This is a genomic window from Pseudomonas sp. VMV1, from assembly GCF_056790235.1.
In genome coordinates this window covers 150,870-171,786 of sequence record NZ_JBXGSE010000008.1, presented here as the reverse complement: position 1 = coordinate 171,786, position 20,917 = coordinate 150,870, and the positions used below count along the sequence as shown (strand labels likewise).

Here is a 20,917-nt window from a genome sequence, read left to right as displayed (position 1 = left end):
TCAGATGGCTAAGCAAAGCATGATTAACCGCGAGCTGAAGCGTCAGCAGACGGTTGCCAAGTACGCCAAGAAGCGCGCCGAGCTGAAGGCGACCATCGGTAATGTCAACGCCTCCCCCGAGGATCGTTGGAATGCCCAGGTCGCCCTGCAAAAGCAGCCCCGTGACGCCAGCGCTAGCCGCATGCGTAACCGCTGCCGCCTGACCGGTCGTCCGCATGGCGTGTACCGCAAGTTCGGTCTGTCCCGCATCAAGCTGCGTGAAGCAGCCATGCGCGGTGACGTGCCCGGCCTGGTGAAGGCCAGCTGGTAACAGCTAGCGCCTTTCATCGCGGTAATTGAATCAAGCCCCTTTTGGGGCTTGATTCGTTTCAGGCCGATCTCTAGAATGCTCGGCTCGCCCGAATCGGCCTATTGCCGAGGGGCGATTTTGAGAGCCGGTAGGCTCAATTTCTGTATTAGGAGCTAATAGCCCATGAGTATGCAGGACCCGTTAGCAGACATGCTAACTCGTATCCGTAATGCCCAGATGGCTGAAAAGGCCGTTGTGAGCATGCCTTCTTCCAAGCTGAAGGCTGCCGTTGCCAAAGTCCTCAAGGACGAAGGTTACATCGCGGATTTTCAGGTCAGCGCGGAATCCAAGCCGTCGCTGTCCATCGAGCTGAAGTACTTCGAAGGCAAGCCTGTCATCGAAGAACTGAAGCGTAGCAGCCGTCCCGGTCTGCGCCAGTACAAAGCCGTTGACCAGCTGCCGAAAGTGCGTGGTGGTCTGGGCGTGTCGATCGTTTCCACCAACAAAGGTGTGATGACTGATCGCGCAGCCCGTGCTGCTGGTGTTGGCGGCGAAGTGCTCTGCACAGTCTTCTAAGGGGAATCAGCATGTCTCGCGTTGCTAAAAACCCTGTAAGACTGCCTGCAGGCGTCGAAGTTAATCTGGCCGGTCAGGCTCTTTCGATCAAGGGTGCCAAGGGCGCTCTGGAACTGAAGGTCCATCCGTCCGTTGAAGTCACCCAAGAGTCCGGTGAGCTGCGTTTCGCTGCTCGCAATGGTGATCAGCAGACCCGTGCGATGGCCGGCACTACCCGTGCCCTGGTCAACAACATGGTGGTCGGCGTCAGCCAGGGCTTCGAGCGCAAGCTGCAACTGGTCGGTGTGGGCTACAAGGCCCAGGCCAAAGGTCAGGTGCTGAACCTCGCTCTGGGCTTCTCTCATCCCGTGGACTACGACCTGCCGCAAGGCATCACCGCAGAAACCCCCAACCAGACCGAAATCCTGATCAAGGGTATCGACAAGCAGCTGGTCGGCCAGGTCGCGGCTGAGATTCGTGGTTTCCGTCCGCCAGAGCCTTACAAGGGCAAGGGTGTACGGTATGCCGACGAAGTCGTCCACCGTAAAGAAGCCAAGAAAAAGTAGGGCATAGCAAATGACCGTCAAGAAAGAAACCCGACTGCGTCGCGCTCGCAAGGCTCGCCTGAAGATGCGCGAACTGGAAGTGGTCCGTCTGTGCGTGTACCGCTCTTCCCAGCACATCTATGCCCAGGTCATCGCGGCCGACGGCGGCAAGGTCCTGGCCAGTGCTTCTACGCTGGACAAAGAACTGCGCGAGAGCGCTACCAGCAACGTCGAGGCGGCCAAGAAAGTTGGTCTGCTGGTCGCCGAGCGTGCCAAGGCCGCTGGCGTTACCCAGGTGGCCTTTGACCGTTCTGGCTTCAAGTACCATGGTCGCGTCAAGGCGCTGGCCGACGCTGCTCGTGAAGGCGGGCTGGAGTTCTAAGTCATGTCAAATAACGATCAAAAGCGCGACGAAGGCTACATCGAGAAGCTGGTTCAAGTTAACCGCGTAGCCAAAACCGTGAAAGGCGGCCGTATCTTCGCCTTCACCGCTCTGACCGTGGTTGGCGATGGCAAAGGCCGCGTTGGCTTCGGCCGTGGCAAGGCACGTGAAGTGCCTGCCGCTATCCAGAAGGCTATGGAAGCTGCTCGCCGCAACATGATCCAGGTGGATCTGAACGGCACCACTCTGCAGTACCCGGTCAAGGCTGCCCATGGCGCCTCCAAGGTGTACATGCAGCCCGCCTCCGACGGTACCGGCATCATCGCCGGCGGTGCCATGCGCGCCGTGCTGGAAGTGGCCGGTGTGCAGAACGTCCTGGCCAAGTGCTACGGCTCCACCAACCCGGTAAACGTGGTGTATGCGACCTTTGAAGGTCTCAAGCACATGCAGGCGCCGGAAGCTGTTGCTGCCAAGCGTGGCAAGAGCGTCGAGGAGATCCTCTGATCATGGCTAATGCAACCGTAAAGGTCACGCTGATCAAGAGCGTCCATGGCCGTCTGGCCAATCACAAGGCTTGCGTCAAGGGTCTCGGCCTGCGTCGCATCAATCATACCGTCGAAGTTCAGGACACCCCTGAGAATCGCGGCATGATTAACAAGGCCTACTACCTTCTGCGTGTGGAGGGTTAAGTCATGAAATTGAACGATCTGCGTTCCGCTCCCGGCGCTCGCCGCGAGAAGCTGCGTCCCGGTCGTGGTATCGGTAGCGGCCTGGGCAAGACCGGTGGCCGCGGCCACAAGGGTCTGACCTCCCGCTCCGGTGGCAAGGTTGCCCCCGGTTTCGAGGGTGGCCAGCAGCCGCTGCACCGTCGTCTGCCGAAGTTCGGCTTCGTATCGCTGAAAGCCCTGGATCGCGCCGAGGTTCGTACCTCCGAGCTGGCCAAGGTCGATGTCGATGTGGTCGATCTGCAGGCGCTGAAAGACGCCAACGTGATCAGCCGCGACATCAAGCGTGTCAAGGTTGTGCTGTCCGGCGACGTCACTCGTGCCGTCACCCTGAAGGGCATTGGTGCCACCAAGGGCGCACGTGCAGCCATCGAAGCAGCTGGCGGCAAGATCGAGGAATAAATGGCTAAGCAAGGTGCTCTCTCTGCGCTCAGCAAGACCGGTGGTATGTCCGAGCTGTGGACCCGCCTTCGATTCCTGTTCCTGGCGATCATCGTCTACAGGATCGGTGCGCACATCCCTGTTCCGGGTATCAATCCCGATCAGCTGGCCGCACTGTTCAGGCAGAACGAGGGGACCATTCTTAGCCTCTTCAACATGTTCTCCGGTGGTGCGCTGGAGCGGATGAGCATCTTTGCGCTGGGGATCATGCCGTACATCTCGGCATCGATCATCATGCAGCTGCTTACCGCGATCAGCCCACAGCTGGAGCAATTGAAGAAAGAGGGTGAGTCTGGTCGTCGCAAGATCAGCCAGTACACCCGTTACGGCACGCTGGTTCTGGCGCTCGTTCAGGCCACCGGGATGTCGGTAGGACTCGCCAGTCAGGGCGTCGCGTTCAGCGTGGGCTTCAGCTTCTATTTCGTTGCTGTGACCACCTTTGTCGCCGGCGCTCTGTTCATGATGTGGCTGGGTGAGCAGATCACCGAGCGCGGTATCGGCAATGGCATCTCGATGCTGATCTTCGCCGGCATCGTCGCGGGCTTGCCTCGCGCCATCGGTCAGTCCTTCGAGTCGGCACGGCAGGGCGATATCAACATCTTCGCACTGATCATGGTCGGTGTGGTGGCGGTCGCCATCATTGCCTTCGTGGTGTTCATCGAGCGTGGGCAGCGTCGTATCGCCGTGCACTACGCCAAACGTCAGCAGGGCCGCAAGGTCTTCGCTGCGCAGAACAGCCATCTGCCGCTCAAGGTGAACATGGCCGGTGTCATTCCGGCGATCTTCGCCAGTAGCATCCTGCTGTTCCCGGCGTCGCTCGGTTCGTGGTTCGGTCAGTCCGAAGGGCTCGGCTGGTTGCAGGACGTGGCTCAGGCCATCGCTCCCGGTCAGCCGCTGAACATCTTGCTGTTTAGTGCAGGGATCATTTTCTTCTGCTTCTTCTATACGGCGCTGATGTTCAACCCGAAAGACGTGGCTGAGAACCTGAAGAAATCCGGCGCGTTCATTCCGGGTATCCGTCCTGGTGAGCAGTCCGCACGCTATATCGATGGCGTGCTGACCCGTCTGACCATGTTCGGTGCCCTGTACATGACGGCGGTGTGCTTGTTGCCCCAGTTCCTGGTGGTCGCGGCGAACGTGCCGTTCTATCTCGGCGGGACCTCGTTGCTGATCGTGGTGGTAGTGGTCATGGACTTCATGTCTCAGGTCCAATCCCATCTCGTATCTCATCAATACGAGTCCCTGATGAAGAAAGCCAACCTGAAGGGATACGGCAGCGGCATGATGCGCTGATCCGTTACCCGTAAGGTTAGAGGAGTTGTCATGAAAGTTCGTGCATCGGTCAAGAAGCTGTGCCGTAACTGCAAGATCATTCGTCGCGAAGGCGTCGTACGCGTGATCTGCAGCGCTGAACCGCGTCACAAGCAGCGCCAAGGCTGAGTGTGAACCACGCGTCTAACCCGGCAGCTAGTGTGCTGCCGGGTTGATCATTTGTTCCTACAGCGTTAATATCGCGCGCCCTTTTCTTGGCTTCCGGGGCGTCGGTAGCTGTCAATTGGAGTTTTTCTGAATGGCCCGTATTGCAGGCGTCAACATTCCAGATAACAAACATACTGTTATCTCGCTGACCTACATCTATGGTGTCGGTCGCACCACCTCTCAGAAGATCTGCGCGGCCACCGGCATCGAGCCGACCGTCAAGATCAAAGAACTGAGCGACGAGCAGGTCGATCAGCTGCGTAACGAGGTCGCCAAAATCCTCACCGAGGGTGACCTGCGCCGCGAAATCAACATGAACATCAAGCGCCTGATGGATCTGGGTTGCTACCGCGGTCTGCGTCACCGCCGTGGTCTGCCGGTCCGTGGTCAGCGTACCAAGACCAATGCCCGTACCCGTAAGGGCCCGCGCAAGCCGATCCGCAAGTAATCGCATCCGCGAATCGACAGGAATCTAGTCATGGCAAAACCTGCTGCTCGTCCTCGTAAGAAAGTCAAAAAGACAGTGGTTGATGGCATCGCCCATATCCACGCGTCTTTCAACAACACCATCGTGACCATCACCGATCGTCAGGGCAATGCGTTGTCCTGGGCGACCTCCGGTGGCTCCGGCTTCCGTGGCTCCCGTAAGAGCACCCCGTTCGCTGCGCAGATCGCTGCCGAACGTGCCGGCCAAGCCGCCCTGGAATATGGTTTGAAGAATCTGGATGTGAACGTCAAAGGTCCCGGCCCCGGCCGTGAGTCCGCTGTTCGCGCCCTGAATGCCTGTGGTTACAAGATCGCCAGCATCACCGACGTGACGCCTATCCCGCATAACGGGTGCCGTCCGCCGAAGAAGCGTCGCGTGTAATAGGAGACAGTGAGAAATGGCTCGTTACATTGGTCCCAAGTGCAAACTGTCCCGCCGCGAAGGCACTGACCTCTTCCTGAAGAGCGGCGCTCGTGCCCTCGACTCGAAGTGCAAGCTGGAAACCGTTCCTGGCCAGCATGGTCAGCGTCGCGGTCGTCTGTCCGACTACGGTCTGCAGCTGCGTGAAAAGCAGAAAGTTCGCCGTATGTATGGCGTGCTCGAGCGTCAGTTCGCCGGTTACTACCAGGAAGCTGCCCGTCGCAAGGGTGCTACCGGTGAGAACCTGCTGCAGCTGCTCGAATGCCGTCTGGACAACGTGGTGTATCGCATGGGCTTTGGTGCCACTCGCGCTGAATCGCGCCAGCTGGTCTCCCACAAGTCGATCACCGTCAACGGTCAGACCGTTAACATTCCCTCCTATCAGGTCAAGGTCGGCGACGTCGTCGCGGTCCGTGAAAAGGCCAAAAACCAGCTGCGTATCGCTCAAGCTCTCGAGCTGTGCGGCCAGCGTGGCCGGGTTGAGTGGGTCGAAGTGAGCACCGAGAAAAAGGAAGGCACCTTCAAAAACGTGCCGGCCCGTGGTGATCTCTCCGCCGACATCAACGAAAACCTGATTGTCGAGCTCTACTCCAAGTAAGGGCTAGAAAGTAGGTGCATCCATGCAGAGTTCGGTAAATGAGTTCCTGACCCCCCGCCATATCGATGTGCAGGCGGTTAGTCAGACCCGTGCCAAGATCACCCTCGAGCCTCTCGAGCGTGGTTTCGGCCATACCTTGGGCAACGCGCTGCGGCGTATCCTGTTGTCCTCCATGCCTGGCTGCGCGGTAGTCGAAGCAGAGATCGACGGTGTTCTGCACGAGTACAGCGCCATCGAAGGCGTGCAGGAAGACGTGATCGAGATCCTGCTCAACCTCAAGGGTCTGGCCATCAAGTTGCACGGCCGTGACGAAGTCACCCTGAGTCTGAGCAAGAAAGGTCAGGGGCCAGTTCTGGCCTCCGACATTCAGGTCGATCACGACGTCGAGATCGTCAACGGTGAGCACGTCATCGCCCACTTGGCGGACAACGGTTCGCTGAACATGAAGCTGAAAATCGCGCGCGGTCGTGGCTATGAGCCCGCCGATGCGCGTCAGAGCGAAGAAGACGAAACCCGCGCAATCGGTCGTCTCCAGCTCGATGCTACGTTCAGCCCGGTTCGTCGCGTGGCCTATGTGGTGGAAAACGCCCGGGTCGAACAGCGTACCAACCTGGACAAGCTCGTGCTTGACCTGGAAACCAACGGTACCCTGGATCCGGAAGAAGCCATCCGCCGTGCCGCCACCATCCTGCAGCAGCAGCTGGCAGCGTTTGTCGACCTCAAGGGCGACAGCGAGCCGGTCGTGGTCGAGCAGGAAGACGAAATCGATCCGATCCTGCTGCGTCCGGTGGACGATCTGGAACTGACCGTTCGTTCGGCCAACTGCCTCAAGGCGGAGAACATCTACTACATCGGTGACCTGATTCAGCGTACCGAAGTGGAGCTGCTCAAGACCCCGAACCTGGGCAAGAAGTCCCTGACCGAAATCAAGGACGTCCTGGCCTCCCGTGGTCTGTCGCTCGGTATGCGCCTGGACAACTGGCCCCCTGCAAGCCTTAAGAAGGACGACAAGGCTACTGCCTGATCGTCATTGTTCACCGAACGATAGTTTGGGAAGGAATTTCAATCATGCGTCATCGTAAAAGTGGTCGTCATCTGAGCCGCACGAGCGCACACCGCAAGGCCATGTTTCAGAACATGGCTGTGTCGCTGTTCGAGCACGAGCTGATCAAAACTACCCTGCCGAAAGCCAAGGAACTGCGCCGCGTTGCCGAGCCGCTGATCACCCTGGCCAAGGAAGACAGCGTCGCCAATCGTCGCCTGGCTTTCGACCGTACCCGTTCGAAAGCTGCCGTTGGCAAGCTGTTCAGCGACCTGGGCAAGCGCTACGCCAACCGTCCGGGTGGCTACCTGCGCATCCTGAAGTGCGGCTTCCGCGCTGGCGACAACGCGCCCATGGCGTACGTCGAGCTGATCGATCGCCCTGTTGGTGGTACTGTGGAACAAGCTGCTGAATAAGTAGCTGCCTTCCAGGAAAAGCCGGGCTCTTGCCCGGCTTTTTCATGTCCGGCATTCGGCTAGAGCAATGCGGGCAATATGGGTTCTCCTGGTTTTCTCTATCAGGGTGCTAGGATCAATAAATTAGTCCTAAAGTATTGCCATGGCGATACTTCTCCCAAGCGATCAGCCAACGCGATCCAGAGGGAGAAAACCTGTGACTGATACCAAGATCCTCACCACCGCCAGCGGCATCCCGGTGGCCGATAATCAGAATTCCCGTACCGCTGGTCCCCGTGGCCCGCTGATGCTCGACGACTTCCATCTGGTCGAGAAGCTGGCGCATTTCAATCGGGAAGTCATTCCCGAGCGCCGGGTGCACGCCAAGGGGTCTGCTGCCTATGGCACCTTTACCGTCACCCAAGACATCACCCACCTGACCAGCGCCAAGTTGTTCGCCACCGTTGGCAAGCAGACCGAGACCATCCTGCGTTTTTCCACCGTGGGTGGCGAGCGCGGCTCGGCGGATACCGAGCGCGATCCGCGTGGCTTTGCCCTGAAGTTCTATACCGAGGAAGGTAACTGGGACATCGTCGGCAACAACACCCCGGTGTTCTTCATCCGTGATCCCCTCAAGTTTCCCGACTTCATCCATACCCAGAAACGCGATCCCTGGAGCAACCTGAAGAGCCCCCAGATGATGTGGGACTTCTGGTCGCTGTCGCCGGAGTCGCTGCATCAGGTGACCATCCTCTTCTCCGATCGCGGCATTCCAGATGGCTATCGCTTCATGCACGGCTTCGGTAGCCACACCTTCAGCCTGATCAACGCCCAGGGCGAGCGGCACTTCGTGAAGTTTCACTTCAAGAGCCAGCAGGGGATCAAGAACTTGGCGCCTGCCGAAGCGGCGCGCCTGGCGGGTACAGATCCGGACTACAGCCAGCGCGACCTGTTCCAGGCCATTGAGCGCGGTGAATTCCCGCGCTGGAAGATGTGCATCCAGGTGATGAGCGAACAGGAGGCAGCCGGTCGTGCCGAGAATCCCTTCGATGTGACCAAGGTCTGGTCGCAGCAGGAGTACCCGTTGCAGGAAGTGGGCGTGCTGGAACTCAACCGCAATCCGCAGAACTACTTTGCCGAAGTGGAGCAGGCCTCCTTTGCACCGAGCAACGTGGTGCCGGGCATAGGCCTGTCGCCCGATCGCATGCTGCAGGGCCGGGTATTCGCCTACGCCGATGCCCAGCGGTATCGGGTGGGGACCAACTACCAGCAACTGCCGGTCAACGCTCCCCGTTGCCCCTATGCCAACAACCAGCGGGATGGTGCCATGCGCTTCGATGGCAATGGTGGTTCCCAGCCGAACTACGAGCCGAACAGCTATGGCCACACGCCCAAGCAGGCGCCGCAGTATCGAGAGCCCGCACTGAACTTCGCAGGTCCCGCCGATCGCTACGATCACCGGGTGGACGAGGACTACTACAGTCAGGCCGGTGCGCTGTTCCGCCTGATGAACGCGGACCAGCAGGCGCTACTGATCGGCAACATCGTCGGGGCCATGGGTTCGGTGACCCGCGATGTCCAGCTGCGGCAGATCGGTCACTTCCTCAAGGCCGACCCCGCCTATGGGATGGGTATCGCCAAGGGCCTGGGAATAGATCCCAGCGAAGTGGCCTGACACAGAGGAAAGGAAAAGCCCGGCGCATGCCGGGCTTTTTTTGTCCGTGAAAAAAATGCGGGAAAGGCTGTCTCGGACGCCGCTTGCGACGTCGCAGTGCTAAGGTTCGCATCAAGCGCGAAAACACGAGGCTCGCTCTCCCGTCATGACTGTGTTTGGAGTGTCTTTGCGCCAGCTATGGGCGCACGAAAAGGCCAGCTATGGCGTTCGCGTCTTTGTCGCCCTGAGCGGCGCCATGGCCGTCTGTTGGTCGCTCGGCGATTTGCGGGCGCTATCGCCGGTGTTCCTCGGCATTATCGCCAGTGCCCTGGCGGAAACCGACGACAGCTGGCTAGGTCGTCTAAAGTCGTTGGTGGTGACGCTGCTGTGCTTCGCGGTCGCTGCCTTCGCCGTTGAGCTGCTGTTTCCCTATCCCTGGATTTTCGTGGCGGGCCTGGGCCTGGCCACCTTCAGCCTGACGATGCTGGGTGCCATCGGCGAGCGTTATGCCTCGGTGGCTCAGGCGACGGTGATCCTGTCCATCTATGCCATGATCGGCGTGGATCAGCGCCTCGGCGCCCAGGTACCGCTGTGGTACGAGCCGGCGCACCTGCTGGCCGGCGCCCTGTGGTATGGCCTGCTCTCGGTGCTCTGGTGCGCGCTCTTCGCCCACCAACCGGTACGCCAGAATCTATCCGCCCTCTATGGAGAGCTAGGGACCCTGCTCAGGCTCAAGGCCGAGATGCTCGAGCCAGTGCGCGGGGTGGACCTGCACCGGCGACGCGTGCTCCTGGCGCAGCAGAACGGCAAGGTGGTGCAGGCGCTGAACCAGGCCAAGGCGACCATCCTCAATCGCTTCGGCCGCTCGGGGCGGCCTGGGGCGCGCTCCGGACGTTACTTCCGCCTCTATTTCATGGCGCAGGACATCCATGAGCGTGCCAGCTCCTCCCACTATCCCTACAGCGCCCTGACCGAGGCCTTCTTCCATAGCGACATCCTGTTTCGCTGCCAGCGCCTGCTCAAGCTGCAGGCCAGCGCCTGTCTCAACATGGGCGAGGCGATCCGGCTCGGCCAGCCCTTCGAATACGGTCAGCAGAGCCAACAGGGTCTGACCGATCTGCAGGCATCGCTGGAGTATCTCAAGCAGCAGCAGAATCCGCGCTGGCGGGGTCTGTTGCGCTCCCTGGATCTGCTCGGCCATAACCTTTCGACCCTGGAACGGCAGTTCTCCGAAGCGGGCAACAGTGATTCGGGCGCGGCGGATCTGGACACCAGCCTGTTGGATCCCGCTGCGCGCTCCCTGCCCGAGGTGTTTCGGCGCATCCGCCTGCAGCTGACCCCAACCTCGTTGCTGTTCCGCCATGGCCTGCGCATGGCCCTGGCGTTGATGGCCGGCTATGGCGTGCTGCACCTAATCCACCCGGTGAACGGCTACTGGATCCTGTTGACCACGGTATTCGTCTGCCGACCGCAATACGGGGCGACCCGGGTGCGCCTGGTGCAGCGGATCGTGGGCACGGTGATCGGCTTGCTGCTGGGTAGTGCCTTGCTGGAGCTGTTCGCTCAGCCGGAAGTCCAGCTGCTGCTGGCGCTGGTCGCCGGGCTGGTGTTCTTTATCACCCGCACGGATCGATACACCATCGCTACCGCGGCCATTACCCTGATGGTGCTGTTCTGCTTCAACCAGGTGGGCAATGGCTTCATGCTGATCTGGCCGCGGCTGCTGGATACCCTGCTGGGCTGCCTGATCGCGGTGCTGGCGGTGTTCTTCGTCCTGCCGGACTGGCAGGGGCGGCGCCTGCATCAGGTGATGGCCAATACCCTGCGCACCAATGCACTCTATCTGCGCCGGTTGCACGAGCAGTACCGGACCGGCAAGCGGGACGATCTCGACTACCGTGTGGCGCGGCGCAATGCCCATAACGCCGATGCGACGCTGTCGGCCGCGCTGGCCAACATGCTGCGCGATCCCGGGCACTTCCGCCGCAACCTGGAGGCGGGCTTTCGCTACCTGGCACTGTCCAACACGCTGCTGGGCTATCTGTCGGCGTTGGGCGCGCATCGCCGCCAGCTGGAGGCGGCCGAGCACGATGCTCTGGTGGAGCGCGCCGTGACGCGCATTGCCGAGGGCATGGAGGCCATCGCCGCAGCGGTGGCGGAGCGGCGCAGTCTGCCGCCTACGGCCGAGGAGGAAAGCAGCCTCGCCGACGAGCTGGAAGCCGCGGCCGACGACAACGACGATGGCTACCGGCTGGTGTGCACCCAGCTGGCGCTGATCTGTCGGCTGCTGCCCAATCTCAAGAGCGCCGCCAACCATACGCTGCGTGAGCAAAGCCGCGAACAACCGGCAGCCGTTACCGCCGATGCTTGAGCAAGGTTGGCGCGACGAGCTATGTTGATTGATGTCCGTCGACTTTTTCGACGCCTGTTTATGCTGGTCTGAAGGCTGTTCCAAGTCATGCGTATGCGTCTTCTAGTAGTGGGCGGGGAGAGCGCCCTGGGCAAGGCGCTACTCGCCGCCGGTGCCGAAGCGGGCATCGAATTCGTTGCCCCCGAGACCCCGGCGGAGGGCTGGTACGCCGCCGGGCTGACCGAGGTGCTCGACCGGGTACGTCCGGGGGCGGTGATCAATCTCGCCTATTATCGCGACTGGCTGCAGGCGGCGGATTTCGATCCGGCGTTGATGCAGCGTCAGGCGCTCGCCGTCCAACGCCTGGCCGGCCTCTGTCAGCACTACCAGATTCCCTTGATCCAACCCTCCGGTTATCAGCTGTTCGATGGCTCGCGCGTGGCCGGCTATAGTGAAAAGGATCTTCCGCGGCCTCCCGGGGCGCGGGGCGAGGCGCTCTGGCGGGTCGAGCAGCTGGTCAGGGCTCTGTGCCCGATGCATATCCTGCTGCGCCTGGGCTGGGTGCTGGACGATTCCTGCGACGGTCGCCTGGGACGTCTGCTACAGCAACTGGGTACCGAGCAGGTCGTCCCCCTGGCGGGTGACCGGCGCGGCAATCCGACCACGGTGGGCGATGTTGCCCGGGTGCTGCTGGCGGTGGTCAAGCAGCTCGACTGCGGCGCACCGCTTTGGGGGACCTATCACTACGGTGCCCAGGAAGCGGTGTCGGAGCTGGGTCTGGGCGAAACCGTCGCCCAGCTCTGGCAGGAATTCGACCGGCCGGTGCGCTGCGAATGGCAGGAGGTGACGCACCTGGAGCGTGCGGATGCCGCGGAAGAGCCACAACAGGGGGTGCTGATCAGTCGCAAGCTGCTCAACACCTTCGGAATCAAGGCGCGGCGCTGGCAGCAGGAGCTGCCGGCGCTGTTGCAGGGCTTTCGGCAGGACGAGGTAGGTTTCGATGAGTGATGCGCCCATTCTGATCACTGGCGGTGCCGGTTTCATCGGCTCCCACCTGGCCGATGCGCTGCTGGCGCGGGGCAAACGAGTACGGATACTGGACGACCTGAGTACCGGCAAGCGCGAGAATCTGCCGCTGGACAATGAAGGTATCGAGCTGCGGGTGGGTGACGTGGCCGATACGGCAACGTTGGAAGCCGCGGTAACTGGCTGCGCAGCGGTAGTACACCTGGCCGCGGTGGCCTCGGTGCAGGCCTCGGTGGAAGACCCGGTGGGCACCCACAGGGCCAATTTCATCGGTACCCTGAATCTGTGCGAGGCCATGCGCAAGGCCGGGATCAAGCGGGTGGTCTATGCCTCCAGCGCAGCGGTCTATGGTGCCAATGGCCAGGGCCAGGCCATCGACGAGGAGTTGCCCAAGGCACCGTTGACGCCCTATGCGGCGGACAAGCTGGCCGGCGAGTACTACCTCGACTTCTATCGCCGCGAGCACGCTCTGGAGCCGGCGATTTTTCGCTTCTTTAATATCTATGGCCCGCGTCAGGATCCGTCCTCGCCCTATTCGGGGGTAATCAGCATCTTTACCGAGCGCGCCCGCCGCCAGACACCGATCACGGTCTTTGGTGACGGCGAGCAGACCCGCGATTTCGTCTATGTGGCCGACCTGGTGGGTATCCTGGTGCAGGCGCTGGAAGCACCCGAGGTGACAGCCGGGGCAGTGAACGTAGGGCGCGGCGAGACCATCAGCCTGAACGGCCTCCTGGCCGAGATCGGCCAGGTGCTCGGTGGCCTGCCGCAGGTGACCCATGGTGCGGCGCGGGCGGGGGACATCCGCCATTCGAAGGCGGACAACCGTCGTCTGCGCGAGCGCTTCGACTTCAGCCAGCCCACGGCCATGGGCACGGGGCTGGCGGCGCTGCTACGAGACTAATCGGGGAGGCCAGGGGCAACCCCTGGCCTGTTGGGCTTCAACGCTGGAGCTGTCTCAGCGCCAACCTACGGTGCTAGTGGCGGGCAGTAGGTTAGAAGCGATAGCCCAGGCCGATCATGTACACCCAGGGATCCACGTCCAGATCGACCTTGGCCCGAGCGCCGAGGGCGGTGTTATCGACGTGGGCGGTGGTCGAGATGTCGATGTAGCGGACCTGGGCGTTGAGCATGACCCGGTCGGTGAGCATGAGATCAGCGCCGACTTGGGCGGACCAGCCCCAGGAATTGTCGGCACGGAAGTTGTCGAAGCCGGCCGCGCTGGCGCCGCTGCCGACATGCTCGTCATAGATCCAGGTGTAGTTGAGGCCAGCGCCGACATAGGGCTGGAACGTCGCCTTGGCGTCCAGTGGGTAGTAGACCAGGCTCAGGGTCGGCGGCAGGTGCTTGAGAGTGCCCAGCTTGCCATTGGCGGCGTCCAGACCGGTGTCCTTGATGTTGACCTCATGCTCGAAGGGCGTGGCCGCCAGCAGTTCTAAGCCCAGGTGGTCGGTCAGCATGTAGGCGACGTTCAGCCCCAGCTGGGTGTCGCTGTCCATGGTCGCCTTGCCGCCGAGGTTGGCGCCGCTCAGGGCGCCTCGATCGATCTTGACGTCGGAGCTGCGCTCGTGGGGATCGACGGTGATGGCACCGGCACGCAGGATGATGTCGCCAGCCTGGTGGGCCTGGGCGAGGGGGGCGGCCAAGGCGAGGGCGAGCAGGCTGAGGCGGAAGAAAGGACGCATGGCTAGGGCTCCGGAAGCATTGAAAAAGGGCTGGGAGCAGCCTAGCGAAGCTTAAATGTCAGACTCTTGATCTCGCTCAAGGGTCGGGCATATCCCCTCAGGAGCCGTCGCCCTTGAGGATGTAGGGAAGGATGCGCTGCGCCTGCAGCCAGTAGCCGGCGACGGCCACCTCGCTGCGCTGGCTGCCCACGCCCAGGCGGCCTTCCACCCAATAGGGCAGGTGCAGCTTGGACAGCCAGAGGTCGTGGCTGCCCTTGACGTAGACGATCTGATTGCCGGGTGGCGGTGGCACGTGGATGCAGGCGCCGTAGTAGGGGACCAGGAGGAACTCGGTGACCTCGCCCTCGTCGGTAACCATCAGGGGGACCACGTATCCGGGCAGGCGCACGTCCTGGCCATCCAGCGCCGCTACCGTCGGAGCGTCCGGCCAGGGCTGGCTGGCGGCCGGGCCGTCTTCGCCGAGACCGTGGTCGATGCTGCCCGGGTTGAAGCGCGGCGCATCGGCCGGTACCAGCTCGCGCCAGGCGAGTTGACGGGGTTCGGCCTGGGCCCAGGGCAGCCAGCAGAGCAACAGCAGGAGCGCCAGGCGCATGGTGGGGCCTCGTTCATAGTCGCACGGACAACCCGTCCGTGAGGGCCTGGCGGCAGCCGCGCCAGGCCGGAATGCAGCCGAGCACCAGGGCGGCGAGCAGGATGCCGCCGAGCAGTTGCCCATCGTAGAGCGAGGGCCAGTCCAGCGGCAATGCCAGACCGTATTCCGCCAGCAGCCAGGGGCGGCCCAGGGCGATGGCGCCATAGAGCAGGGCCAGGCCGCCCAGGCAGCCGGCCAGGGTGAGGGCCAGTGCTTCGGCCAGCAGCAAGCCGAACAGATGCCGCGGCTGGGCGCCCACCGAACGCAGGATGGCCATCTCCCGCCGCCGTTCGTTAAGGCTGGCGAGCAGGGCGGTAAGCATGCCCACCAGACCAGTGAGGACCACGCACAGCGACATCACCAGCAGCGCCTGTTCTGCGGTGCCGAGCAGACCCCAGAGTTCCTGCAGGGCCACGCCGGGCAGGATCGCCAGCAAGGGCTCGCCGGTATAGCTGTTGACCGCACGCTGCACCGCGAAGGTGGCTACCCGACTCTTGAGGCCGACCAGAGCGGCCGTGAGATCCTGCGGGGTGAGGTCGCGCTGGCGCACCTCGGCATCGCTGAGCGAGGGGCCGGGCATGCCGCCGCGCCAGTCCAGGTGCAGGGCGGTCATGCCGCTCAGCGGAATGTGCAGGGTGCGATCGACCGGGGTACCGGTGGGCGCGAGGATGCCGACCACGGTGAAGGGATGGTCGCTGTGCTCGGTCAGGCTGATGGTGGCGACGCCATGGGCCAGCACGATCTTGTCGCCCAGCCGGTAGTGCAGCGCCTTGGCCACCTCGGCGCCCAGCACGACCTCGAAGACGTCGTTGAAGGGCCGGCCCTGGGCCAGGCGCAGGGGCTGGTTGCGCCCATAGTGATAGTGGGTGAAGTAGTTGCCGTCGGTGCCCAGCACCCGGTAGCCGCGGTGGGAATCGCCGAGCGACAGCGGGATGGTCCAGGCGACGCGAGGATCGGCGGCGAGCTTTTCGTAGCTTTCCCAGCGGATGTTGTTGGTGGCATTGCCAATGCGGAACACCGAATAGAGCAGCAGGTTGACCGCGCCGGAGCGGGCGCCCACCACCAGGTCGGTGCCGGCGATGGTACTGGCGAAGCTGGCCTTGGCCTCGGTGCGCAGCCGTTCGACGCCTAGTAGCAGGGCCACCGAGACGGCGATGGTGAAGATGGTGAGCAGGGCGGTAGCGCGACGATTGCGCAGGCTGGCCCAGGCCAGCTGAAGGAGGGGCATCCTAGGTCTCCGCCCGGGCAGCGTTGAGCTGGGCCAGGGTGAGGTGGCGGTCGAAATGGCCTGCCAGGCCGCGATCGTGGCTGACGAACAGCAGGCCGGCGCCGGCTGCGGCGCATTCGGCGAACAGCAGCTGCAGGAAGGCGTCGCGGTGATCGATATCCAGCGCCGAGGTGGGTTCGTCGGCGATCACCAGTTCCGGCTGGCCGATCAGGGCGCGAGCGGCGGCGACCCGCTGCTGCTGGCCGATGGACAATTCGCGGGCCGGGCGCCGGGGCAGGTCGGGATCGCTCAGGCCCAGGGCGCGCAGCAGGGTCAGGGCAGCGTCCTGCGGATCGCCATGGCGCGCGCGGGCACGCTCGTGGCGCAGTCTGGAGAACTGACAGGGCAGCAGGACATTGTCCAGCACCGAGAGAAAGGGCAGCAGGTTGAACTGCTGGAAGAGAAAGCCGGTGTGGTCGACGCGAAAACGATCGCGCCGGGCAGTGGCGAGTTGCCCCAGATCCTGACCGAGCAGCCGGACCTGGCCGCGGCTGGGGCGCTGCACGCCGCCGAGCAGGCCGAGCAGGGTGGTCTTGCCGCTACCCGAGGGGCCTTCGAGAAACAGCGCCTCACCGCGCGCCAGCTGGAAGTGCTGGATATCCAGGCATTCCGCCTGGCCAGGCCAGGCGAAGCCAAGGTCCCGGATCTCGACCAGGGGCGCGGTGCTCATGGCCGTCCTACCACTTCAATCGCGGTTGCTGAGCCGTCAGCTCGGCGCCCTGCTGGCCGCTGGCGACGATGGCCTGCACTTCGACACTGTGACTGTTGGGAAAGCGGGCGAACCAGCCGGAGAGGTCCAGGCCGTCGAGGGCGGTCGGCTTGTTGCAGGTGAAGCTCATGGTGGCTTCCACATCCAGATGGCCGCTGGCGTTGGTGTCCTTGGCGAACAGCGGACTGATGGCACTGGCTTCGGCCAATTGGCAATCGGCTGCTGCGGGCAGCTTCACCAGTGCCTGAGGATTCTCCAGGCTCTGCCGAAGCGCGGCGACGGCGTCCTGCTCCTTCTGGTTGCGCGGTGCATGTTCGAAACCCAGCAGATCGGCCGCCGGACTGCGCCACTGCAACTCCAGGCCCGTATCGGTCTGTGCCAGATCGAGGTGGGATTCGCCGTGCACATGGGCACCCAGGGCGCCGTGCTCGTGTTCGTCATGGTCGTCATGGGCAAGGGCCGGTTGGACGAGTGCGGCAGCAAGGCAGAAGGTCAGCAGGGGCAGGCGCATGGTGGGCTTCCAGTGAACGGAAAGGCGCTATGTTATGTTGTTGCTTTTCCGCGCTGCAACCTTGGTTTGGCGTCGGCCGGTGGCTGTGGGAGCATGGGCCTCTGCACGACGAGGAGAACACCATGGTACGCATTCGCGGAACCATCGGCAGCCAGCCCGTGGATCTCACGGTAGAACTGGATGAGGCCGACTGGCAGCGCCTGGCCGCGGCCCTGCGGCCGACGGAGGCGCCCCTGCCTGCTGCGGCGGTGGCCGCCGCACCTAGCGGGCCCAAGTCGGGAGGCGACATGCTCTGGGATCAGGTGGTCAAGCTGCTCAGCTCCGCCGGGCGGCTCAGCGGACCGGACATCCTCGTGGCGCTGGAAAAGCTGACCGGCAATCTGGGCGTGGCCAAGCAGCTGCTGGTCCGGCTGAGGCACAGTCCCCAGGTGCGCATGGAGCGAGTGGGGGAGGCGCAGTTCTATATCTGGCAGGGGTGAAGCTAGAGGTAGCTTGGTGGAAAACGCTGGGCGGTTTTCCACGCTACGAAAGGTCCACAACGCCAGGCGGGCGCTGGCTGTGGATAAGGCTGCGCCCAGGGCGACGCAGCCGTTATCGATAGGCGCTTAGTACAGCGCCTGGTACAGGCGGCGGCGATAGGTGGCGACCAGCGGGTGGTCATTGCCCAGCAGATCGAAGACCTGCACCAGGGTCTTGCGCGGCAGGTCGTCGCCATAGCCACGATTGCGGCGGAACAGGTCGAGCAGGCCATCCAGCGCCGGTTCGTACTGCTGGCGGGCCAGTTGCTGCACGGCCAGCTGGTAGGCGGCTTCGTCATCACCGGCATCGCGAGCCAGGCGGCTCTTGAGCTCGGCGACCTCGGGCAGACTCGCGGCCTGGCGGAGAAAGGTCAGCTGGGCACGGGCGCCGGCCAGGGCCTGCTTGTGTTCGTCGCCCTTGACCGCATCCAGTACCGCCTGGGCATCGTCCAGTTCATTGCGCTCGGCCAGGCAGCGGGCATAGAGGATCAGCGCCAGGGCGTTGCTGTTGTCCTCTTCCAGTAGCGCCTTGAGCAGCGCCTCGGCCTCGGCGAAACGGCCTTCGGCGAACAGCGCCTGGGCGGCTTCCAGCGGATCTTCCGCGGCCGGTGGCAAGGCCTGCACATGGGGTTCGAGCAGGGCACGGATGGCCGACTCCGGCTGGGCGCCAGCGAAGCCGTCCACCGGCTGGCCGTCCTTGAACAGCACCACCGTCGGCAGGCTGCGGATGCCGAATCTCATCACCAGTTCCTGCTCGATGTCGCAGTTGACCTTGGCCAGGTGCAGGGCGCCGCCATAGGACTCGGTGATCTTGGCCAGCAGCGGCATCAGCACCTTGCAGGGCGCGCACCACTCGGCCCAGAAGTCCACCAGCACCGGGGTGCTGAAGGAGGCGTCGATGACCTGTTGCTGGAAGGTGTCGAGGGTGGCGTCGAAAATGTAGGGGACCTGGCTCATGGCGGACTCGGCAGAGGCGGGTGGCCCCAGATCATTCCTGATCCGGAGCCCCCTAAGAACCGTGCTTGCGACTTTCACAGCACACGGCTCAAGCTTACGAAAAGTCAGCCCAGAGGCTGACCGGCAACGTTGACTAACGATCCTATCATTACAGACCGCTGTGTCGCAGAGTCACTTGTTTACGCTGGCTGTGAATCAGCGAGTGACAGTTGGGATGGAGAAGTACGCGATTTTTCAGAGTGTCCTTGCCGCCGTCCACCCGTCGAATGACATGGTGGTCGTCCCAGCCCGTTTCCCTGGTAATCGCGTGACCGCACAGAGCGCAGTTCCCTTTCTGGCGCCGGTAAAGGCTTAGGATTTGTTTCCTGAAACGCAGCTTGTGCTGCATCCTTTGGACCCTTAGCTTTTCCCATTTCTGCTCAAGCGCAGCGTCGTACGGGTGGTACCCGCCTGATAGACGCTTTTGGCGCTTGATTACGGTCTTCGTTAGCTCATAAAGCTCACGATACTTTCGCTCTCCCTTCTTGCCTCTATAGGGATGCGCGAACACCTGTTTCCGCCCGCCGATGGAATGGAAGTATTTGTTCCAGCTCCACGTAGCTAGCTTCTTCGGATGTCGGCGCTTCGCCCACCTTCGCAGCAACCAGAAAATCAAGTTATCTAGTTTCTTGAAGGTAGCTTTAGCAACAGCCTGAGAATGGTATTGAGCCCACCCTCGTAGTACCGGGTTCAGACGGCTGATCAACTCTTCCTGAGTCAGAGCCCCACTGGATCTCACTATGTCCCTTACCTTTCGATAGAACGTCGAGATGTTCTTCTTCGAGGGTTTGGTAAACAGTTTGGTCCGTCGGTAAGGCGATTTCGGCACGTATTTCCTGAAATTCCACCCTAGGAAATCAAAGCCCTGAAGGATGTGGGTTATCTGCGTTTTCTCTTGGGACAAGCTCACTCCTCGTATTGACAGGAATTGCTCGACCCAAGGTATGACCTCGTCAGTCAACAGCTCTTTGGTAGCTGCTGTGATGATGAAGTCGTCCGCGTATCGCACCACATGCACTCTGGGCGTATCGGCGTTGGTACCCGCTAGCTTTCTGGCCAGATGGCCTTTGAGCTGCTTCTCCAAACCGTTAAGGGTGGCGTTAGCCAAACAGGGCGAAATAATCCCACCTTGTGGCGTCCCGGCCTCCGTAGCCATGAAGTGTCGCCGGTCAATGACCCCGGCCTTCAACCAAAGCCGCAGTACCTTTTTGTCCATAGGGACGTTCTGGCACAGCCACTCGTGATTGATGTTGTCGAAGAACCCCTTGATGTCACCTTCCAGAACCCACATAGGTGAGTCGTCTTGCGACATTAACTGAAAGATTTCAACCATCGCATCAGCGGTCGAGCGATCCGGCCGGAAGCCGAAACTTTTCGGGTCGCTGGTGCTTTCGATGACGGGTTCCAGGGCGGACAGGTAGAGCGCTTGCATGGCCCGATCAAACATCGTCGGTATGCCTAGCGGGCGCTTTTCCTTCTTCCCTGGCTTCGGTATCCAAACCCTTTTTAGCGGTTTGGGCCGATAGCCTCGTTTCTCCGATAGACGCTTCGCGGCGTGGAGCTTGGCTGGAGGCGTCCCCCAGGTTTCTCCATCGACGCCCGGAGTCTTGCGACCCCGGTTTTCCGTCACCCGTCTTACAGCCATACAGCGGCCATAAAACGAATGGGTCAGTAACCGTTGTAGGCGTTTAACCCTACGCCAGTCACCGGCCATTGTTGCCTGCGCAATCTTCAACTGCGTTTTCCGAACGGAGATCTGGATCTTGGCCCAATCGAGATCGTGCCAGCCCTTCACGCCTTCAGGAGACGCAGACGAAACCGATGTTTCTGGTTGCGTATTCATACAGTCCTCCTCAGGTCAGTAACCTTCGGGACGGACTTCTCCCCCTAGGGGTTGAAGTCACCCCTAGGGTCGTTTCGCTGGAAATCAGCACTAGATCATGCGCCCGTAAACCAGGTGCACGTCAGCCAGGGTTGCCCCTTTCGATGATGTTTCAACCGATATGCCGCCCATTACAGACAGCCATTCGCTTTTTGCACCCTCCCATTCCCCACACCCAACAGCTTTCCTTGCGGATTGCCTGCCTTCCGATGTTGCTGGTTAGGCGGGTGGTCGGGATTGCCACGTTCCCCGCTGTGCATCGATTCCCCGGTTAGGTTCCATCTTTCCCCCGGCAGTCGTAGTGGTACCGCGTCGCTTCTTTCGACAGCG

26 protein-coding genes are annotated in these 20,917 nt (G+C 62.1%); 19 read left to right on the top strand and 7 right to left on the bottom strand.

Annotated elements, in window-relative coordinates:
* Positions 1-4: 4 nt before the first annotated feature.
* From rpsN to ACUCV0_RS20940, 18 genes are all read left to right on the top strand, one after another.
* Positions 5-310: a 30S ribosomal protein S14 gene (gene rpsN, locus ACUCV0_RS21025; RefSeq protein WP_017640284.1), complete on the top strand. Its 306-nt coding sequence runs from the start codon at positions 5-7 to the stop codon at positions 308-310.
* Between the two features lie 162 nt (positions 311-472).
* Positions 473-865: a 30S ribosomal protein S8 gene (gene rpsH, locus ACUCV0_RS21020; RefSeq protein WP_017640285.1), complete on the top strand. Its 393-nt coding sequence runs from the start codon at positions 473-475 to the stop codon at positions 863-865.
* An 11-nt stretch (positions 866-876) separates the two neighbouring features.
* Positions 877-1,410 (top strand): 50S ribosomal protein L6, encoded by a 534-nt coding sequence (gene rplF / locus ACUCV0_RS21015; RefSeq protein WP_017640286.1) that lies wholly within the window; start codon positions 877-879, stop codon positions 1,408-1,410.
* Between the two features lie 10 nt (positions 1,411-1,420).
* A complete protein-coding gene (rplR, locus tag ACUCV0_RS21010; protein ID WP_059316459.1) occupies positions 1,421-1,771 on the top strand; it encodes a 50S ribosomal protein L18 in 351 nt (116 codons plus the stop codon).
* Between the two features lie 3 nt (positions 1,772-1,774).
* Entirely contained in the window at positions 1,775-2,275 is a 501-nt protein-coding gene (gene rpsE / locus ACUCV0_RS21005) for a 30S ribosomal protein S5 (protein WP_059316458.1), read from the top strand.
* Positions 2,276-2,277: 2 nt separating this feature from the next.
* Positions 2,278-2,460 carry a 50S ribosomal protein L30 gene (gene rpmD / locus ACUCV0_RS21000; RefSeq protein ID WP_059316457.1) on the top strand — a complete coding sequence of 61 codons (183 nt, stop codon included), beginning with the start codon at positions 2,278-2,280 and terminating at the stop codon, positions 2,458-2,460.
* Between the two features lie 3 nt (positions 2,461-2,463).
* Positions 2,464-2,898: a 50S ribosomal protein L15 gene (gene rplO / locus ACUCV0_RS20995; protein ID WP_007161232.1), complete on the top strand. Its 435-nt coding sequence runs from the start codon at positions 2,464-2,466 to the stop codon at positions 2,896-2,898.
* Complete coding sequence (secY, locus tag ACUCV0_RS20990; protein ID WP_027599183.1) at positions 2,899-4,230, top strand: preprotein translocase subunit SecY; 1,332 nt, start codon at positions 2,899-2,901, stop codon at positions 4,228-4,230.
* Between the two features lie 30 nt (positions 4,231-4,260).
* A complete protein-coding gene (gene rpmJ / locus ACUCV0_RS20985; protein ID WP_002555468.1) occupies positions 4,261-4,377 on the top strand; it encodes a 50S ribosomal protein L36 in 117 nt (38 codons plus the stop codon).
* 130 nt (positions 4,378-4,507) lie between these two features.
* Positions 4,508-4,864, top strand: coding sequence for a 30S ribosomal protein S13 (rpsM, locus tag ACUCV0_RS20980; RefSeq protein ID WP_059316456.1), 357 nt, complete (start codon positions 4,508-4,510; stop codon positions 4,862-4,864).
* Positions 4,865-4,894: 30 nt separating this feature from the next.
* On the top strand, positions 4,895-5,284 hold the full coding sequence (gene rpsK / locus ACUCV0_RS20975) for a 30S ribosomal protein S11 (RefSeq protein WP_003281811.1): 390 nt from the start codon (positions 4,895-4,897) through the stop codon (positions 5,282-5,284).
* A 16-nt stretch (positions 5,285-5,300) separates the two neighbouring features.
* Positions 5,301-5,921, top strand: a complete 621-nt coding sequence (gene rpsD / locus ACUCV0_RS20970) for a 30S ribosomal protein S4 (protein ID WP_059316455.1) — start codon at positions 5,301-5,303, stop codon at positions 5,919-5,921.
* Between the two features lie 22 nt (positions 5,922-5,943).
* Entirely contained in the window at positions 5,944-6,945 is a 1,002-nt protein-coding gene (locus tag ACUCV0_RS20965) for a DNA-directed RNA polymerase subunit alpha (RefSeq protein WP_059316454.1), read from the top strand.
* A gap of 44 nt (positions 6,946-6,989) precedes the next feature.
* On the top strand, positions 6,990-7,379 hold the full coding sequence (gene rplQ, locus ACUCV0_RS20960) for a 50S ribosomal protein L17 (protein ID WP_482213581.1): 390 nt from the start codon (positions 6,990-6,992) through the stop codon (positions 7,377-7,379).
* Positions 7,380-7,575: 196 nt separating this feature from the next.
* Positions 7,576-9,033 carry a catalase gene (locus ACUCV0_RS20955; protein WP_454253889.1) on the top strand — a complete coding sequence of 486 codons (1,458 nt, stop codon included), beginning with the start codon at positions 7,576-7,578 and terminating at the stop codon, positions 9,031-9,033.
* Positions 9,034-9,178: 145 nt separating this feature from the next.
* Positions 9,179-11,383 carry a YccS family putative transporter gene (gene yccS, locus ACUCV0_RS20950; protein WP_174523154.1) on the top strand — a complete coding sequence of 735 codons (2,205 nt, stop codon included), beginning with the start codon at positions 9,179-9,181 and terminating at the stop codon, positions 11,381-11,383.
* A gap of 87 nt (positions 11,384-11,470) precedes the next feature.
* A complete protein-coding gene (locus ACUCV0_RS20945) occupies positions 11,471-12,370 on the top strand; it encodes a sugar nucleotide-binding protein (RefSeq protein WP_174523153.1) in 900 nt (299 codons plus the stop codon).
* Positions 12,363-13,292, top strand: a complete 930-nt coding sequence (locus ACUCV0_RS20940) for an NAD-dependent epimerase/dehydratase family protein (RefSeq protein WP_482213580.1) — start codon at positions 12,363-12,365, stop codon at positions 13,290-13,292. Before ACUCV0_RS20945 ends, ACUCV0_RS20940 begins: the two co-directional genes overlap by 8 nt.
* Before the next feature lie 91 nt (positions 13,293-13,383).
* Here ACUCV0_RS20940 and ACUCV0_RS20935 read toward each other — a convergent pair whose 3' ends face one another.
* From ACUCV0_RS20935 to ACUCV0_RS20915, 5 genes are all read right to left on the bottom strand, one after another.
* The gene (locus ACUCV0_RS20935) at positions 13,384-14,073 is read right to left on the bottom strand and encodes an OmpW/AlkL family protein (RefSeq protein WP_482213579.1); all 690 of its coding nucleotides are present in this window, start codon (positions 14,071-14,073) and stop codon (positions 13,384-13,386) included.
* A 97-nt stretch (positions 14,074-14,170) separates the two neighbouring features.
* A complete protein-coding gene (locus ACUCV0_RS20930) occupies positions 14,171-14,665 on the bottom strand; it encodes a DUF3299 domain-containing protein (protein WP_271653255.1) in 495 nt (164 codons plus the stop codon).
* 13 nt (positions 14,666-14,678) lie between these two features.
* Positions 14,679-15,932, bottom strand: coding sequence for an ABC transporter permease (locus ACUCV0_RS20925; RefSeq protein ID WP_271653254.1), 1,254 nt, complete (start codon positions 15,930-15,932; stop codon positions 14,679-14,681).
* A gap of 1 nt (position 15,933) precedes the next feature.
* On the bottom strand, positions 15,934-16,641 hold the full coding sequence (locus tag ACUCV0_RS20920; RefSeq protein ID WP_454253887.1) for an ABC transporter ATP-binding protein: 708 nt from the start codon (positions 16,639-16,641) through the stop codon (positions 15,934-15,936).
* A 7-nt stretch (positions 16,642-16,648) separates the two neighbouring features.
* Positions 16,649-17,191 (bottom strand): ZrgA family zinc uptake protein, encoded by a 543-nt coding sequence (locus ACUCV0_RS20915; protein ID WP_482213578.1) that lies wholly within the window; start codon positions 17,189-17,191, stop codon positions 16,649-16,651.
* Between the two features lie 122 nt (positions 17,192-17,313).
* On the opposite strand from ACUCV0_RS20915, the gene ACUCV0_RS20910 reads away from it, so the two are divergent.
* Positions 17,314-17,670: a hypothetical protein gene (locus ACUCV0_RS20910; protein ID WP_454253885.1), complete on the top strand. Its 357-nt coding sequence runs from the start codon at positions 17,314-17,316 to the stop codon at positions 17,668-17,670.
* A 126-nt stretch (positions 17,671-17,796) separates the two neighbouring features.
* Here the strand turns inward: ACUCV0_RS20910 and trxA are convergent, their stop codons facing one another.
* On the bottom strand, positions 17,797-18,666 hold the full coding sequence (trxA, locus tag ACUCV0_RS20905; protein WP_059316444.1) for a thioredoxin: 870 nt from the start codon (positions 18,664-18,666) through the stop codon (positions 17,797-17,799).
* Positions 18,667-18,814: 148 nt separating this feature from the next.
* Complete coding sequence (gene ltrA / locus ACUCV0_RS20900; protein WP_482213577.1) at positions 18,815-20,548, bottom strand: group II intron reverse transcriptase/maturase; 1,734 nt, start codon at positions 20,546-20,548, stop codon at positions 18,815-18,817.
* Positions 20,549-20,917 lie beyond the last annotated feature (369 nt).

What these genes read in the sequence shown, in the direction of transcription:
- ltrA (WP_482213577.1), bottom strand. Translation starts at nt 20,548, where the DNA reads ATGAATACGCAACCAGAAACATCGGTTTCGTCTGCGTCTCCTGAAGGC.
- rpsD (WP_059316455.1), top strand. Translation starts at nt 5,301, where the DNA reads ATGGCTCGTTACATTGGTCCCAAGTGCAAACTGTCCCGCCGCGAAGGC.
- rpsK (WP_003281811.1), top strand. Translation starts at nt 4,895, where the DNA reads ATGGCAAAACCTGCTGCTCGTCCTCGTAAGAAAGTCAAAAAGACAGTG.
- trxA (WP_059316444.1), bottom strand. Translation starts at nt 18,666, where the DNA reads ATGAGCCAGGTCCCCTACATTTTCGACGCCACCCTCGACACCTTCCAG.
- rplQ (WP_482213581.1), top strand. Translation starts at nt 6,990, where the DNA reads ATGCGTCATCGTAAAAGTGGTCGTCATCTGAGCCGCACGAGCGCACAC.
- ACUCV0_RS20920 (WP_454253887.1), bottom strand. Translation starts at nt 16,641, where the DNA reads ATGAGCACCGCGCCCCTGGTCGAGATCCGGGACCTTGGCTTCGCCTGG.
- rpsM (WP_059316456.1), top strand. Translation starts at nt 4,508, where the DNA reads ATGGCCCGTATTGCAGGCGTCAACATTCCAGATAACAAACATACTGTT.
- ACUCV0_RS20945 (WP_174523153.1), top strand. Translation starts at nt 11,471, where the DNA reads ATGCGTATGCGTCTTCTAGTAGTGGGCGGGGAGAGCGCCCTGGGCAAG.
- ACUCV0_RS20915 (WP_482213578.1), bottom strand. Translation starts at nt 17,191, where the DNA reads ATGCGCCTGCCCCTGCTGACCTTCTGCCTTGCTGCCGCACTCGTCCAA.
- ACUCV0_RS20930 (WP_271653255.1), bottom strand. Translation starts at nt 14,665, where the DNA reads ATGCGCCTGGCGCTCCTGCTGTTGCTCTGCTGGCTGCCCTGGGCCCAG.
- rplF (WP_017640286.1), top strand. Translation starts at nt 877, where the DNA reads ATGTCTCGCGTTGCTAAAAACCCTGTAAGACTGCCTGCAGGCGTCGAA.
- rplO (WP_007161232.1), top strand. Translation starts at nt 2,464, where the DNA reads ATGAAATTGAACGATCTGCGTTCCGCTCCCGGCGCTCGCCGCGAGAAG.
- rpsN (WP_017640284.1), top strand. Translation starts at nt 5, where the DNA reads ATGGCTAAGCAAAGCATGATTAACCGCGAGCTGAAGCGTCAGCAGACG.
- ACUCV0_RS20965 (WP_059316454.1), top strand. Translation starts at nt 5,944, where the DNA reads ATGCAGAGTTCGGTAAATGAGTTCCTGACCCCCCGCCATATCGATGTG.
- rplR (WP_059316459.1), top strand. Translation starts at nt 1,421, where the DNA reads ATGACCGTCAAGAAAGAAACCCGACTGCGTCGCGCTCGCAAGGCTCGC.
- ACUCV0_RS20910 (WP_454253885.1), top strand. Translation starts at nt 17,314, where the DNA reads ATGGTACGCATTCGCGGAACCATCGGCAGCCAGCCCGTGGATCTCACG.
- rpmD (WP_059316457.1), top strand. Translation starts at nt 2,278, where the DNA reads ATGGCTAATGCAACCGTAAAGGTCACGCTGATCAAGAGCGTCCATGGC.
- yccS (WP_174523154.1), top strand. Translation starts at nt 9,179, where the DNA reads ATGACTGTGTTTGGAGTGTCTTTGCGCCAGCTATGGGCGCACGAAAAG.
- rpsE (WP_059316458.1), top strand. Translation starts at nt 1,775, where the DNA reads ATGTCAAATAACGATCAAAAGCGCGACGAAGGCTACATCGAGAAGCTG.
- rpsH (WP_017640285.1), top strand. Translation starts at nt 473, where the DNA reads ATGAGTATGCAGGACCCGTTAGCAGACATGCTAACTCGTATCCGTAAT.
- secY (WP_027599183.1), top strand. Translation starts at nt 2,899, where the DNA reads ATGGCTAAGCAAGGTGCTCTCTCTGCGCTCAGCAAGACCGGTGGTATG.
- ACUCV0_RS20935 (WP_482213579.1), bottom strand. Translation starts at nt 14,073, where the DNA reads ATGCGTCCTTTCTTCCGCCTCAGCCTGCTCGCCCTCGCCTTGGCCGCC.
- ACUCV0_RS20925 (WP_271653254.1), bottom strand. Translation starts at nt 15,932, where the DNA reads ATGCCCCTCCTTCAGCTGGCCTGGGCCAGCCTGCGCAATCGTCGCGCT.
- ACUCV0_RS20940 (WP_482213580.1), top strand. Translation starts at nt 12,363, where the DNA reads ATGAGTGATGCGCCCATTCTGATCACTGGCGGTGCCGGTTTCATCGGC.
- rpmJ (WP_002555468.1), top strand. Translation starts at nt 4,261, where the DNA reads ATGAAAGTTCGTGCATCGGTCAAGAAGCTGTGCCGTAACTGCAAGATC.